The 13,074-nt window shown below is 34.2% G+C and carries 11 protein-coding genes and 1 pseudogene; 5 read left to right on the top strand and 7 right to left on the bottom strand.

The features are described 5' to 3' along the window. Positions 1-89: 89 nt before the first annotated feature. The 3 genes and pseudogenes from bioF to IGQ45_08960 all read right to left on the bottom strand — a co-directional run bounded on the left by bioF (position 90) and on the right by IGQ45_08960 (position 2,869). Positions 90-1,247 carry an 8-amino-7-oxononanoate synthase gene (gene bioF, locus IGQ45_08970; GenBank protein ID MBF2057340.1) on the bottom strand — a complete coding sequence of 386 codons (1,158 nt, stop codon included), beginning with the start codon at positions 1,245-1,247 and terminating at the stop codon, positions 90-92. Positions 1,248-1,518: 271 nt separating this feature from the next. Next, positions 1,519-1,734: pseudogene (locus tag IGQ45_08965) on the bottom strand (hypothetical protein). Between the two features lie 334 nt (positions 1,735-2,068). Then, a complete protein-coding gene (locus IGQ45_08960) occupies positions 2,069-2,869 on the bottom strand; it encodes a D-alanyl-D-alanine carboxypeptidase family protein (GenBank protein ID MBF2057339.1) in 801 nt (266 codons plus the stop codon). 182 nt (positions 2,870-3,051) lie between these two features. On the opposite strand from IGQ45_08960, the gene IGQ45_08955 reads away from it, so the two are divergent. Next, a complete protein-coding gene (locus IGQ45_08955) occupies positions 3,052-3,867 on the top strand; it encodes a hypothetical protein (protein ID MBF2057338.1) in 816 nt (271 codons plus the stop codon). A 79-nt stretch (positions 3,868-3,946) separates the two neighbouring features. Here the strand turns inward: IGQ45_08955 and IGQ45_08950 are convergent, their stop codons facing one another. Further along, positions 3,947-5,119 carry a glycosyltransferase gene (locus tag IGQ45_08950; GenBank protein MBF2057337.1) on the bottom strand — a complete coding sequence of 391 codons (1,173 nt, stop codon included), beginning with the start codon at positions 5,117-5,119 and terminating at the stop codon, positions 3,947-3,949. A 268-nt stretch (positions 5,120-5,387) separates the two neighbouring features. On the opposite strand from IGQ45_08950, the gene IGQ45_08945 reads away from it, so the two are divergent. Both IGQ45_08945 and IGQ45_08940 read left to right on the top strand, forming a co-directional pair. After that, entirely contained in the window at positions 5,388-6,812 is a 1,425-nt protein-coding gene (locus tag IGQ45_08945) for an EpsG family protein (GenBank protein ID MBF2057336.1), read from the top strand. Between the two features lie 77 nt (positions 6,813-6,889). Then, the gene (locus tag IGQ45_08940; protein MBF2057335.1) at positions 6,890-7,738 is read left to right on the top strand and encodes a glycosyltransferase; all 849 of its coding nucleotides are present in this window, start codon (positions 6,890-6,892) and stop codon (positions 7,736-7,738) included. 54 nt (positions 7,739-7,792) lie between these two features. On the opposite strand, the gene IGQ45_08935 is transcribed toward IGQ45_08940, so the two are convergent. Next, on the bottom strand, positions 7,793-8,986 hold the full coding sequence (locus tag IGQ45_08935) for a glycosyltransferase (protein MBF2057334.1): 1,194 nt from the start codon (positions 8,984-8,986) through the stop codon (positions 7,793-7,795). A 171-nt stretch (positions 8,987-9,157) separates the two neighbouring features. Between IGQ45_08935 and IGQ45_08930 the strand changes: the two genes are divergently transcribed. Then, positions 9,158-10,207, top strand: coding sequence for a hypothetical protein (locus tag IGQ45_08930; protein ID MBF2057333.1), 1,050 nt, complete (start codon positions 9,158-9,160; stop codon positions 10,205-10,207). 275 nt (positions 10,208-10,482) lie between these two features. Continuing rightward, the gene (locus tag IGQ45_08925; GenBank protein ID MBF2057332.1) at positions 10,483-10,764 is read left to right on the top strand and encodes a YggT family protein; all 282 of its coding nucleotides are present in this window, start codon (positions 10,483-10,485) and stop codon (positions 10,762-10,764) included. Positions 10,765-10,979: 215 nt separating this feature from the next. Here IGQ45_08925 and IGQ45_08920 read toward each other — a convergent pair whose 3' ends face one another. Beyond that, complete coding sequence (locus IGQ45_08920) at positions 10,980-11,690, bottom strand: PHP domain-containing protein (GenBank protein MBF2057331.1); 711 nt, start codon at positions 11,688-11,690, stop codon at positions 10,980-10,982. A gap of 342 nt (positions 11,691-12,032) precedes the next feature. Further along, positions 12,033-13,004 carry a protochlorophyllide reductase gene (locus IGQ45_08915; protein ID MBF2057330.1) on the bottom strand — a complete coding sequence of 324 codons (972 nt, stop codon included), beginning with the start codon at positions 13,002-13,004 and terminating at the stop codon, positions 12,033-12,035. Positions 13,005-13,074 lie beyond the last annotated feature (70 nt).

Here is a 13,074-nt window from a genome sequence, read left to right as displayed (position 1 = left end):
GAAGGGCGCTGAGACAATTTAGAATTTAGAATTTAGAATTTAGAATTTAGGATTTACGCACCGATGATTAAGTATTAAAACTTCATAACTCATAATTCATAACTCATAATTTTCATTAACGAGGTTAAATCTTCTTGACTATGGGTAGCCATCAGGGAAAATCGTAAGCGACTACTAGGAACGGTAGGGGGACGAATGGCTGGAACTAAAAACCCTTCTAAATTGAGCTTTTGAGCTAATCCTAGAGCAGTTTCAGCATTAGGAGTTTTTAAACATAAAATAGCTGAATCACTGTCCATAAACTCAATCTGGTGTATTTTAGCTAACTTTTTAAAGTGGTTGATATTATCCCATAATTGTTGTCTAAGGTGAAGGGCGCTGGGTATAATTTGTACGGCGGTGAGGGCGGCGCCCGTATCCCCAGGGGAAAGCGCTGTGGTATAAATCCAAGTGGGGCAACGGTTACGGAGAAATTCGACCAGGAGGTTACTCCCTGCCACATAACCTCCTAGACTACCGATGGCTTTACTGAGTGTGCCAATTTGAATGAGATTATCCCCTTTGAGTTGAAAATGCTCCACACATCCAGCGCCCGTCACCCCTAAAACCCCTGTGGCATGGGCTTCATCCACCAATAACCAACAATCAAAATGATTAGCAATATCTAGTAATTCGGCGAGGGGCGCTATGTCTCCATCCATACTGAATACCGTATCCGTCGTAATCAAACAATGACGAAAATTATGACGATGTTGAGTTAATAAATTTACCAAGTTTTGGCAATTATTATGACCATAATCAATACAATGGGCTTGACTCAATTTTCCACCATTTTTTAAACTGGAATGATTGTATTCATCACCTAAAATTAAATCTTTTTTGCCCACAAGGGCGCTAATCGTGCCGAGATTAGCCTGATAGCCTGAACTAAACACCAAGGCATTCTCTGAGCCTTTCCATTGTGCCAAGGCTTCTTCCAGTTGACGATGTAACGGGCGATGACCACTTAGTAATCTTGAACCCGTGCTACCGGTGCCATATTTTTGAATAGCCTCCAATGCACCTGTTATCACACGGCTATCTGAAGCTAAACCAAGATAATCATTACTAGCAAAGTTAACTAACCACTTCCCCTCTATTTCCACAAGGCTATGGGATAAAAAGCTAATGGTTTTTTCGTGACGATACCAATTAGCTTTTTTAATGGTGTGTAAAGATTTACTAAGATAATTCTGCAAAGATGACATCTAAATTGAACCATAACCGCCAAGATACAAAATTTGGCAGTCTAATTATTATAACTTAATCCGAAAAAATCATAGGGGAGGGAAAAAGTAATAATTATTAATTGAAAAGATATATGATTTTATTTTTAATAATTATTTGTTAATGTTAATGTTTTCCACTGAAAAATTGCTTCCTTGTCACTTATGAGGAAGTTTTTGATAGTTCAGATGTTTTAATCGATGTCAGTATTTGATCAGTAAATTGAGGAGAAATGGTGGGGACTTCCTCAAGTTTAGGAGTAGCGCACCCCAACGAAAACGATTTTTCTAATAAAGCCAATTCTCGCACTGGTTGCCAAGAATGACCAAAAGCTGGAACAGATAAACTACACGATTTCCAGTTACTTTGTACTGTAACATTGAGTTGATCACACATTCCCCCTCGTCGTCCTTCGGGATGATAAAAGCGACAATAACGACAAGCTGAGGTACAATTATTCGGTATCATTTGCTTACTATAAAAATTTTTTAAATTTAATCCTTCTTTTTCATTATCAATCATCTGGGATCAAGGGTTTATTGCCTAGAATCCATGTAGATAGACGAAAAGAGGGGCTTTTTATAGATATATTTGTTTAGATTCTCTTAACTATTGCTTCATAGAAGGCAACACTCTGTTCACAAAACTATTTAGGTGTTGCCAAAAAAGTGGAGTTGTGAGGGCAAATGAATTATGAATTATGAGTTATGAGTTATGAATTATGAGTTATGAAGTTTTAATACTCAATCATCAGTGCGTAAATCCTCAATTATCAATTGTCCATTATCAATTATCCATTGTTTTATTGTAGTGGTTGTGTAATTTGTCGAGCTTGATAAAAAGTTTTTAAACTGTGAGTATCACCAACAAAACGCCAATGCCAAGGCTCATAACTGATACCTTGTAGGTTATCACGGGGAAAAGATAACTCAAAACTATAACGAGGGGCATTTTGTTGTAACCATTGAAAAGCAGGAGTATTTTCAAAGCTAATGCTTAAATTAGTATCTGGGTTGTCACCGTCACCAATATCGATGGCGTAGCCGGTATGATGTTCACTATAACCGGGAGGTGCGCTGACTTCGGCTCTTTCTGATACCCCTTGATTTCTCTGTTGTTTGATTTCAAAAAAGAGGTATTCTTGTTCGTCAATGGCACGAAATCCTGAAATTGGTATGAGATTAATCCCTTGTCGGCGCGCGTCTGTAGCCATTTCGATATATTTTTCGGCACTTTTAACTCTTAAACGGATTCTGCCGTCAGCCGTAATAGCTTTTAATTCGCTAACGGGCGCTTGTTCGTAGGCTAAATGCCCTAAAATGTTTTCTGGGATGATTTCTTGATTAACGACTTGTTCTTCTTCTTGTGGTATGTTTGGTTGCTCAATGGTGACGGGCGCTGGTTTGGTGTTTTCTACGGCGACGGGCGCTGGATTGCGATTGGTTAATTTACCAAAAGAAAATGACAGTATAATTACGGTAATAATACCGATGACAAACCAAATCACGGTTTTAATTCCAGCGCCCTTCCCACTTATAAAAAGTGACTGGTTTTTCAGGGATGATCGATTTTTCTCTCTTAGTGCGGTGGGAATTTCATCCATATATCTTGACTGTAGGGGTAATCAATTACTATTTTATCTATTAAGTGACCTTTCGTGAATACTGGGGAATTTTATTAAAATAATTATTGGGAATTTCTAATTGACAAAAAAAGAGTTGACACTGTAAACTCTATCCTTTTCAATTTATCATCGTCATAAATAAATTATTATTGACAAACAAAATGAGTATTTTTATAAAAAAAAGTAAATTATTTTTAAGAGAGAAATTTAAAATTTATTATGATTACCTAGTAATTAAAAATTCTCAACCATTATTAATTTTACAAATGGCTAAAACTGGTTCAGAATCTCTTTTTTTCTCTTTAAAAAATGTAGGTTATAAAGGAGTATATCGTCTTCACACTCTTACCCAGAATTATGATTACTATAATTATCCTTATTTAGCAAAAAAAAATAAGCTACTCTTACAGCGTATTCAAGAAATTAAAACACCCGTTAAAATTATTACCTCAGTGAGAGAGCCTGTTCAACGTAATATTTCTGATTTTTTTCAACTTATTAAATTAAATGATGAATTTCAAACATTAAGAATGCCACCTTTATTAAAAAGTTATAACGAATTAGCTGAACAATTAAAACCTAATTTAACTTTATCTGAACTGCAAAATCTTTTCTTCCAATATTATCCTGATCATTTTTTATGTTTGAATTGGTTTCAAGAGGAAATAGAAAAAAATTTTAACATTGATGTTTATGATTTTCCTTTCCCTAAAGAAAAGGGTTTTCTTGTTATTAAAAAAGATAATATCGAGTTATTAATTCTCAAGTTAGAGTTAAATAATAACGAAAAAGAAAAAGCGATCAAAGAATTTTTAAATTTACCTTATTTTCAAATTATTCCTAGTAATATTACTGAAAAACAACAGTTTTCTTATAGTAATTTATATCAAGATTTTAAGCAAAATATTTCTTTCCCTACCGAATATTTAGATAAGTTATATAAGAGTCAATATACTAATCATTTTTATATAGATTGAGAAATTAAAAATGTTGCAAGGTAATCAGTTGTTAAGGTTGGGGGGAGGGCGCTGGGATAAACAAAAATAAACTAATACTTTATTTATCCTTAATAATTTCTTTATAAACATCAACTAAATCCTTCGCAATTTTATCCCAACTGTAGTTTTTCTGAATAAATTTACGACCACGCCGACTCATATCTTCCAGCTTTTCTGGATTACTTAAAGCCCTTGTTATAGCTAAGTAAATAGAATCAATATCTAAATCACAAATGTAGCCTAAATCATTGTCCTTAACCATAGAAGATAAAGCAATACCCGGCGTAATCACCACAGGTAAGCCAGAAGCTAAAGCCTCCAAAACCGCAATACCAAAATTTTCTGAGTAGGAAGTCAACGCAAATAAATCTGAACCTTGTAATAAAGTATTTTTTAATTCTCCCTCTACAAAACCGGCCCAAATTACTTTATTTTTTAAATTGTTACTGGTAATTAAATTTTTTATTTTATCTTCATAGTCTGGTTCACCACTTCCCGCAATAATTAACCGAAAATCAAGGGATAATTTACCTAAGGCATTAACTAAAAAATCAAGCCCCTTTTTTTCATGAATACGAGATAAAAATAAAATTATTGGTATATTTTTTGGAATATCGTAAAGATTGATTAGTTTTTCTTTCGAGCGTGGGATTAATTCAGGAATTGTTAAACCTAAAGGTAAAATAAAATCCTTTGTTTTTAAATTAAGAACTTGTGCTTCTTCTTTTTCTTGTAGTGCCGTGTAGTGTATCCTTTGACTATAGTTGATATTAGCTTCTTCTATTAGTTTTAAATATAATTCTTTCTTGGTTGCTTTTTGTTGCAATGACCATTTCAATAGCATACCACATGGTCGAATAATGTAGGGAATCTTTCGCCATTTTGCTATAACCATAGCAATAGTTGAAGGATAATTAAATAGAGTGTGTACATGAATTAAATCATAATCAGAAATATGTCCCCATAACCATTTGGTTAATGACCATGCAAAATTAAATTCCTGAATGGCCTTACTTGATAGACATAAACGGGGAAAAAATGTCACTGGTACTTTTTCATAAACAGTTTGTCGATATAAAGGCACATTTAATAGATTATTTCCATTATCATTAGTTGTAATAATTTCTACACATACTCCTTTATTTTGCAGTGCGTCCACCATTTCAATAATTGCTTTACTGGGACCTCCTCTAACAGGGGCAATGGATGGGATTATGTGGGCTACTTTCATTGATAATATTAAAACTACTTTTATTAATCTGATTCAGAATTGAAAACAGGGACAAAAAATAAAAAAAGCACTATGCTCATTAACACCGCTGTTTTATCATTCTTGCCCTATTGTTCCTATCTTATTGTATAATGAATCACTAAGAATAGGCAAAGTAATACTTACAAAAAATATTTTTTGGTAATTAATCTTCTTACTGCTTCGATGACTGTATTACCTAAAAAGCTGTCTTGCAACAACTCCATTAGTTATTTTACATTATTAGAACATGATAAATAGAATCTTTGATTCTGGCGAACTTCAACAAAATAAAGTCACAACCTTGAATTGTGCAATTCTTCAACTATTTGCTTCTTTTAAATCTTATCAACTAATTGTTCTATTTATCGGTTTATTTTTTTTATTATATATTCCAATATTGTCCTTGATTCCTTTATTAATTTATTTACAAATAGAAGAATCAGATTTAGCTCTGCAACAAAATATTTTAGATAATAAATTCCAGCAATTATTACAGAAAAGAACATTAAAATTCAATATAGTAGCTATTTTATTTACCTGTATTTTAATTTTGAGTATTTATAATAGTACCATCTTTGTTTATGGAGATACTCAAAGATATTTTCAGTGGTTTCAAGATATTTTTAATCTTAATTTGATCAAATCTCTAGAGTATTTAAGACAAATTGGACAAGAACCAACAACACTGATAACAATTAAATACATAATGTTATTTTTAGGTTTAGATTCTAATAGTTTTCTACTATTTTCAGCTTTCCTGATTAACAGTTCTTTTATAATCCTAACCTATAAGTTTGTTCCTAAATATTATCCGTTAGTGATTCTTATTAACGTTATGAGTTATGGTTACTATAATCAACTTTTCTATTTCCGCCAGACCTTTTCTTTTGTATTTATCATCATTTTCTTATTCACAGAAAATTTTTTGCTATTTTCTTCATTATTTGTAGTTACATTTATTACTCACAGTACATCTTTATTGTTAACGCCTTTATTGTTTTTTAAGCTTTCTTCTGGGAATTTACAATTTATTCAAAAAAGTTTAGCTAGTAATAAAAATAAGTATTTACTGGGAGTAATATTGACTGGTTCAACCATTACTTTAATCCTGTTTGGGCGCGAAGTATTATTTTTTTTGTTATCAATCTTATCTGCTTTTGGCAACAATACCTTACAAGGCAGGGCAAATCTCTATTTAAGTGGAAATGAAAATTTTCAAAGTAGAGAGACTTTACTGATTATTAATTTAATCATTTTTCTTATTTATATTTTTAATATAAACTTTAATAAAACATCTAATAATTTTAAAAATAATCCAGCTTTATATAATTTATTAATCTATTTTATAACTTTATTAATTAGCTTTTTAATTGTTTTTTTTGTTGGTTTCAATTTCAGACTTGTTTATTTTTTGACCTGTCTGACAGGATTTTTTTATTTAATTCCTATTATGTCCAATCAAATACAAACTAAAAATATTCAATATTATCTTTTTTTGACTCAGTTATGTTTAACAAGTGCAGTATTCATCAGAAATTTGTATCGAGAACAAGCCACTAATTTTAATGCATTTTTGCAAGAGCGAATAGGTCAAGTCACATTTTGGGAAGCGAGGCCATTAAATGCCGATTTATTCGATTATATCAAACATTGTATGGATTTATTACTATAAACTAATATTAGTGATAACTTAGATAAAACAGTTTGCACTATTAAAATCGATGAGAAGCATTTTTTTATTTAATTAAGATGAAATATTTACATCAAATTACTTACGCAATTCCCACTTTAAACAGCGCCCTCACCCTTGACACGACATTACACTCTTTGAAAAATCAAGTAAATGTTGATGTCAATATTATTGTCGTTGATAGCAGTTCTACGGATAGCACTTTAGAAATTTGTCAAAAATGGGGTGTAAAGACTATTTATGCAGAAAAAGGAAATATTTATCGTGCCATTAACTGTGGTTTGGCAAACGCCACAACGGAATGGGTTGCTTATATAAATTCTGATGATTGGTTATACTGTGATAGTTTAGCTAAATTAATCGCTTTGGGAAATAAAGAAAATGCTGATGTAGTTTACGGGCGCTGTGATTATACCGATGAGTATGGGCGTTTTGTTTATTCTTATGAACCCTGTAAGCCTCAATATATCGAATCTGCCTTTTTATCTTCTACATTAGGTTTTTCTCAACAAACTACTATTTTTCGTAAAACTCTTTTTGACTCCCTCAATGGATTTGATGAAAGTTACTTTCTCAGTGGTGATCGAGATTTTTTTGTCAGAGCTTTACAAAAAGGAGCAAAGTTTAGTTTTTTAGATGACTTTCCTGTGGCTTGTTTTCGTCTCCACCAAAATCAATTAAGTTCTTCTCGTATGGATGAGCATCGTCAAGAAGGCAAAAAGATAGCGGAGTTAATGAGCAAAAAAATTAATGCTGTTAATAAAATTGATCTAATAAAATGGCGTTTCAGTAATTTAGGGCATTACGGGTTAAGATTTTTAAGACAATCATTACTGTGTGGTCGCCCTACTTACACTCAAAATATTAATCTTGATAAACTACACTCTAAATCAAATGATATTTTATGAATTCATAAAAACAAACATAAAATACCATTTACTAGCTTTTTGTGTTAATTGTTATCAATTAACATTAAAAATGGTTCGGCAAAATTTATCCACATCATTCTTTTCCAAGAGTTGATCTAATAATTGAGTATCAAGATGCAATAATTCAGGTTGATTGACCACTTCGGTCAAACTATCGACTAAAACTTGCTGATTTGATGAATCAATAGCTAATCCCATCTTGTATTTTCTCACTATTTCTCCCATCAGACCATAATCTGAGGAAATAACTGGTTTTCTCGCGCCCGCCGCCTGAAGTAAAATACCGCTCATACCAACATGATTTTGATACACCGCCAGAATAACATCAGACAAAGAAAAATATAAGCTAACTTCATCTTCAGGTATTCTACCATAATTACCAATAATCTGTATTTCATTGTCCTTACCAATTTTTGCCGTGAGACTTAATAATCTTTGTTTTTGATCGGGAGGAATTTCTCCTACTAACAACAAAGTTATTTTCTTGCCAATTTCTTTTGGTAAAGATTCTAAAGCGAATAAAACATCATAAATACCCTTGCGAGGAAAAAGACGACCAAAAAGAAGAAAAACAATCCGATTTGAATCTATTTTTAAATTACTTTTAAGCTGTTTTAGTAGATCAAAATTAACTGGTTTAATTCTTATGGGATCAGCTAGATGTATGGCTTTTTTGTTGGAACATTTTTGATTTATGTAATCGACAGCATAGAAATCTAAACATAATAATTTCTGAAATTTAGACTTTTTTAAAACTTGAAATAAAATTATTTTTTGTCTCAATGCTCTTAATTTGTCTTGCCAAGAAGGTTGATAATTGCTAAATTTGAAATAATGGAATGTGGGACGAAAATAAATCCCAGAAAACGGGCATGGGGATGATTTCCCCAACAAGATTGGTATTTGCAAATTATCTAAATACATTAACACTGCATAATCTGGCTCAATAATCTTTGCATACCTAACATAAATGTTCCATTCTAAAAAGATTTTACGAAATACATTGGATGTTTGCTCCCATCGTTCATATTCGTGAGTTTCAATGTAAATAAGTTTAATTATCGTATCGTAATTTTCAATTAAGTTAATAATTTCAGGATGTTGATTGGGAAATTGAGGCGAAGTAACAATATGCAATTCTCCATCTAGTTTGTTTTGACACCAATAGGTAATCAAATAAAGTAGATAACTGGAGTGATGACCCCCAATTTTTGGGTCAAACAACATTATTTTTTTCATTATCTTTATATTCGGAGTAATAAATTGTTAAATTAAGATTTTTTGCATATTCACGTTATTAGTTAATCGATAATGATCATTCTATTTTCCAGCGCCCTCCACCGTATGAAGAAAGGATAAACTGGTTAAACTATAATCAGAATTTAATCTTTGGATATTATGACAGAAACAGAAAAAGAAGAACTATTAAGATCACTATTACACAAAGAAGGTAACTGGGTGGATTGGGGCAAAAAATGCCACCAATTAAGAGGAATGGGCATTACTCCCCAAGAAATCTTTGAGCAAACAGGCTTACAAAATAGTCAACAAAATTTAGTCATAGTAGCCTCACAGGTTTATGATAGTTTGGTTACCCAAGGAGTTGAAGAAGATACCTTAACCTATTATCAAGGTCCTCGCAGTGATGTATTATACGAATTACGCATTCTCAATCATGAGGAAAGAAAAGAAGCGAGTTTGCTTTGTCAAGAGAAAAAATTAAACATTGACGGGGCGAAAGAAGTGGCAAAGGCAATGAAATTTTTTGCCCATCTTGCTCAAATTCCTATGGGTTTTACCTCTCATCCGGGGGATGCAGTAGCTTATCAATATTGGAAAAATGCTAAGAATAAAAAAAGCATTGCCGATAAAGCCCGTTTAATTGGGGAAGGTTTAAAATTTGCTCACTCTCAGGATGCCCGAAGTCAATTAGAAAAGCTATTGACGGATATTGCCTCCCCCTCTCAAACCTCCAGCGCCCCTCTTCTTCCCCTGTATCGTCTGGAAGATGATGAACAATTACCTTGTATTTTGCCTGTGGTGGGGAAATTTCCATTAACGGTGGCAGATTTAGAGAAAATTCCCCCCGTAGAACCCATTGAGCCTTTCAGCATGGTAACATTACCCCAAGGTGGTAGTGTGGCTTCTGTTCCTTCTTGGCAAGTTATCTTACAAGCTCAACATCCGGTGGTGATATTCGCTCAAAGTAATGATTTACCGAAGGATACAGGGGGAAAAATTGAACCTATTCTAGTGGTGGTAGATTTAGATGCCACTGAGTGGAATGCTCAACATTATTTTTTAGCCCATCATGAGGGTAATTTAACTTTTAATTGGTTTGCTTCTTGCCCCACGGAGAAAATTTTGGGCAGATTATTGGTAATTATGAAACCTAGAAAAATTCTTGATGAGGACAATTTAACCCAGCCTTGGCAAATGGATGATTAATAATTTTTTAAAAGGGCAAAAGGCAAAGGGCAAAGGGCAAAGGGCAAGGGGCAAAGGAAAAAAAAGGGCAAAGGGCAAAGGTTTAAAGGCTTAACTCTTTAATTTATAAGATAAGGATTTCACCTGACTCCTGAAACCTGACACCTGAAGCCTGATACCTGAAGCCTGATACCTCCCCTAACCAAAATACTTTTTCAGCAACCCCTAATTAACAATGATGAGTTAGCCAAAAATTCCGTTAAGATTGAATAGTTACTGAAAATTTTAGGATAATTATGAACAGTATTACTTATTTGATGGTGAACACCGTCGTTAATTTTATTCAACTGTATTTAGTATTAATATTTGTCAGAATTTTATTAAGCTGGTTTCAAAGTGCCGAATGGGCTGGAAAAATTATCTCCTTTCTAGCGCCCATCACCGATCCTTATCTTAATATTTTTCGTTCCGTTATTCCCCCCCTCGGAGGCATCGATTTTAGCGCTATCTTAGCTATTTTTGTGCTTCAATTACTGCCTAACTTATTGATTGGTTTGGTGGGCGCTGGAGGCTTCTAAAGCAGGGTTTTTCCAAAGTCGGCATCAAAATTGATTTGTTTAGCAGGGGAAGCAGATATAAGGAAGATCCCCCCCTACCCCCCTTAATAAGGGGGGAGATTACGGGAGAAAGGGAGATTTTTTACTATTAATTATTAGTAGTAAAAAACTTCTGAATTTGAGACTACTAGCTAGTTTTAGAAACTGAGATTTTTGAGAATGAAAACGCCTTGCTTCTAGAGTCGCACTAGAATATTATTTCCGTGGGTGTCAGTGCCACAGGTTTGTAATAAATGGTATTTATCCGCCATGGTTTTTACTGTCTCAGTTTGACGGGCGCTGGGTTGCCAAGGCTGAGAATTACCGTAGGAGTAGTAAGTTTCTACACCGTCAATGCCTAACTGATACACTTCTTCAATTAATTCCACCGCCGGGCGCCGATAACGGGCGGGGTGCGCTAATACCACCAGCGCCCCTGCCTCATGCAATACATTAATCACCTGTCGAGCTTGAGCATCCCTACCCTCTGGACTTTCCCCCGTGAGATACTTTTGTAGTGTCGAACAGTCTGGGTCAAATCCATAACCGAGAATATGAACATTAGTACCATTAAGATTAGAGGTAATTTCAATGCCAGTCCACAGATGGGGTAAATTTAAACCCGGATTAAGGGATTTTTTGCGAAACATCCATTCACAAGCACGAAAATAACCTTTAACGCTATGATGATCCGTAATAGCCAAATCTTGTAGCCCAATTTGTAACGCTTGTTCCATCAAGGATTCAGGGCTTAATTGTCCGTCAGAGCAATTAGTATGCAAATGAAAATTGTATTGAAAAGGACAGCTATCGGCATTGATAGTAGCGAAAACTGATTTGAGTTGATTTATATTACTAGATTTAATCCCCATCGAGAAGAAAGGTTTTTTTTCTTTGCTCAATAGCATAGATTGTCTCACCATTAAAGATTGTTAAGTTTAATTTAACAAAAATTTACCCCCATTGACCGATTTTTTTTTAATCTTACTCAAAAAAACGATGGAAATTTCTTATGGTGTATATAAATAGGTGGTGCTGAAAAAGTATTTTGGTGAGGGGAGGGAATGTAGAATTTAGAATTTAGAATTAATAATTTTTGATTGGGATGAAAAAAGGCTATTTTTGGCACTTTTTAAATATTTTATTGTACTTAAAACCTTTGTTTTAAAAGGGTTTTGATTTATTCAGCAAACCCTAATAACATCCTCCCCTCTCCCACTGGGAGAGGGGTTGGGGGTGAGGGGAAATTTTTAAGCCAAACCTACTAATTTGGCGCTCAAATCCCACATTTTAACCGCTTTATTCTCATCACTGGCTTCATCGGAAATCTCTTGACTAAAGGCTTCTCTACCGTCTTTTTGACGATTGCCCCAACTCCAATATACTCCAGACTTATCAAAGTTTGGATCATCCACCACCATGGCAACTCTATCTCCAGCTAACTCTTCCGACACATAACCGCCGGTGATATTTTTTTGGAAAAGAGGGAAGATTTTTTGGAATAAGGAAAAATGGTTACGGAATAAAGCTGTTTCCGCTACGCAACCGGGATAAAGTGCCGTAAAAATAATGCCTGTGGATTCATGATAACGGCGATGTAATTCGCGCATGGTTAACATATTACACAGCTTACTATCTTTGTAGGCTTTACCTGATTTGAATTTTTTGCCGTCAATCATGGCGATGGGCGCTTTAAATCCTTGCTCCATTCCTGCTAAATCGCCTAGGTTGGGGGGCGCTGGAATGGGAATTTTACCGCCTAATTCTTTGGGATTTGCTGTAACTGTGCCTAAAATCACTAAGCGCGGATGGGTGTGGTTAGATTTTTTCAAGTCTTCTAACATTAAGTTACACAGTAGAAAATGTCCTAAGTGATTAGTCGCCACGCTAATTTCATAACCATCCTCACTATACATCGGCTCTTTTAACAGAGGATAATAAACGGCAGCATTGCAAACTAAAGCGTCTAATTTTCTCCCTGTGGTGCGGAAATCTTCCACAAATTTGCGGACACTGTTGAGGGATGCTAAATCGAGGTGAATAATTTGGTAACTGTCTTCAGGAAAGTTTAACTCTTTGGCTACTTTTTGGGTTTTTTCGAGGTTACGACAAGCCATGATGACATACCAGCGCCCTCCCTCCACCAGCGCCCGAGCCCCTTGCAAACCCACGCCTGATGATGCCCCAGTGATGATTACCGTTGATTTTTGTTGTTCTACCATATTAATTGTTGTTATTTATAGAAAGTATTTTAAAAGTTTCAATTTTACCCTAAAAACCTGTTTTAATAGT

The sequence above is a fragment of the Cyanobacterium sp. T60_A2020_053 genome (assembly GCA_015272165.1).
Lineage (GTDB): Bacteria > Cyanobacteriota > Cyanobacteriia > Cyanobacteriales > Cyanobacteriaceae > Cyanobacterium.
The sequence above is the reverse complement of the archived record's forward strand: the minus strand, read 5'-3'. Positions and strand labels throughout refer to the sequence as shown.

What these genes read in the sequence shown, in the direction of transcription:
- bioF (MBF2057340.1), bottom strand. Translation starts at nt 1,247, where the DNA reads ATGTCATCTTTGCAGAATTATCTTAGTAAATCTTTACACACCATTAAA.
- IGQ45_08960 (MBF2057339.1), bottom strand. Translation starts at nt 2,869, where the DNA reads ATGGATGAAATTCCCACCGCACTAAGAGAGAAAAATCGATCATCCCTG.
- IGQ45_08955 (MBF2057338.1), top strand. Translation starts at nt 3,052, where the DNA reads ATGAGTATTTTTATAAAAAAAAGTAAATTATTTTTAAGAGAGAAATTT.
- IGQ45_08950 (MBF2057337.1), bottom strand. Translation starts at nt 5,119, where the DNA reads ATGAAAGTAGCCCACATAATCCCATCCATTGCCCCTGTTAGAGGAGGT.
- IGQ45_08945 (MBF2057336.1), top strand. Translation starts at nt 5,388, where the DNA reads ATGATAAATAGAATCTTTGATTCTGGCGAACTTCAACAAAATAAAGTC.
- IGQ45_08940 (MBF2057335.1), top strand. Translation starts at nt 6,890, where the DNA reads ATGAAATATTTACATCAAATTACTTACGCAATTCCCACTTTAAACAGC.
- IGQ45_08935 (MBF2057334.1), bottom strand. Translation starts at nt 8,986, where the DNA reads ATGTTGTTTGACCCAAAAATTGGGGGTCATCACTCCAGTTATCTACTT.
- IGQ45_08930 (MBF2057333.1), top strand. Translation starts at nt 9,158, where the DNA reads ATGACAGAAACAGAAAAAGAAGAACTATTAAGATCACTATTACACAAA.
- IGQ45_08925 (MBF2057332.1), top strand. Translation starts at nt 10,483, where the DNA reads ATGAACAGTATTACTTATTTGATGGTGAACACCGTCGTTAATTTTATT.
- IGQ45_08920 (MBF2057331.1), bottom strand. Translation starts at nt 11,690, where the DNA reads ATGCTATTGAGCAAAGAAAAAAAACCTTTCTTCTCGATGGGGATTAAA.
- IGQ45_08915 (MBF2057330.1), bottom strand. Translation starts at nt 13,004, where the DNA reads ATGGTAGAACAACAAAAATCAACGGTAATCATCACTGGGGCATCATCA.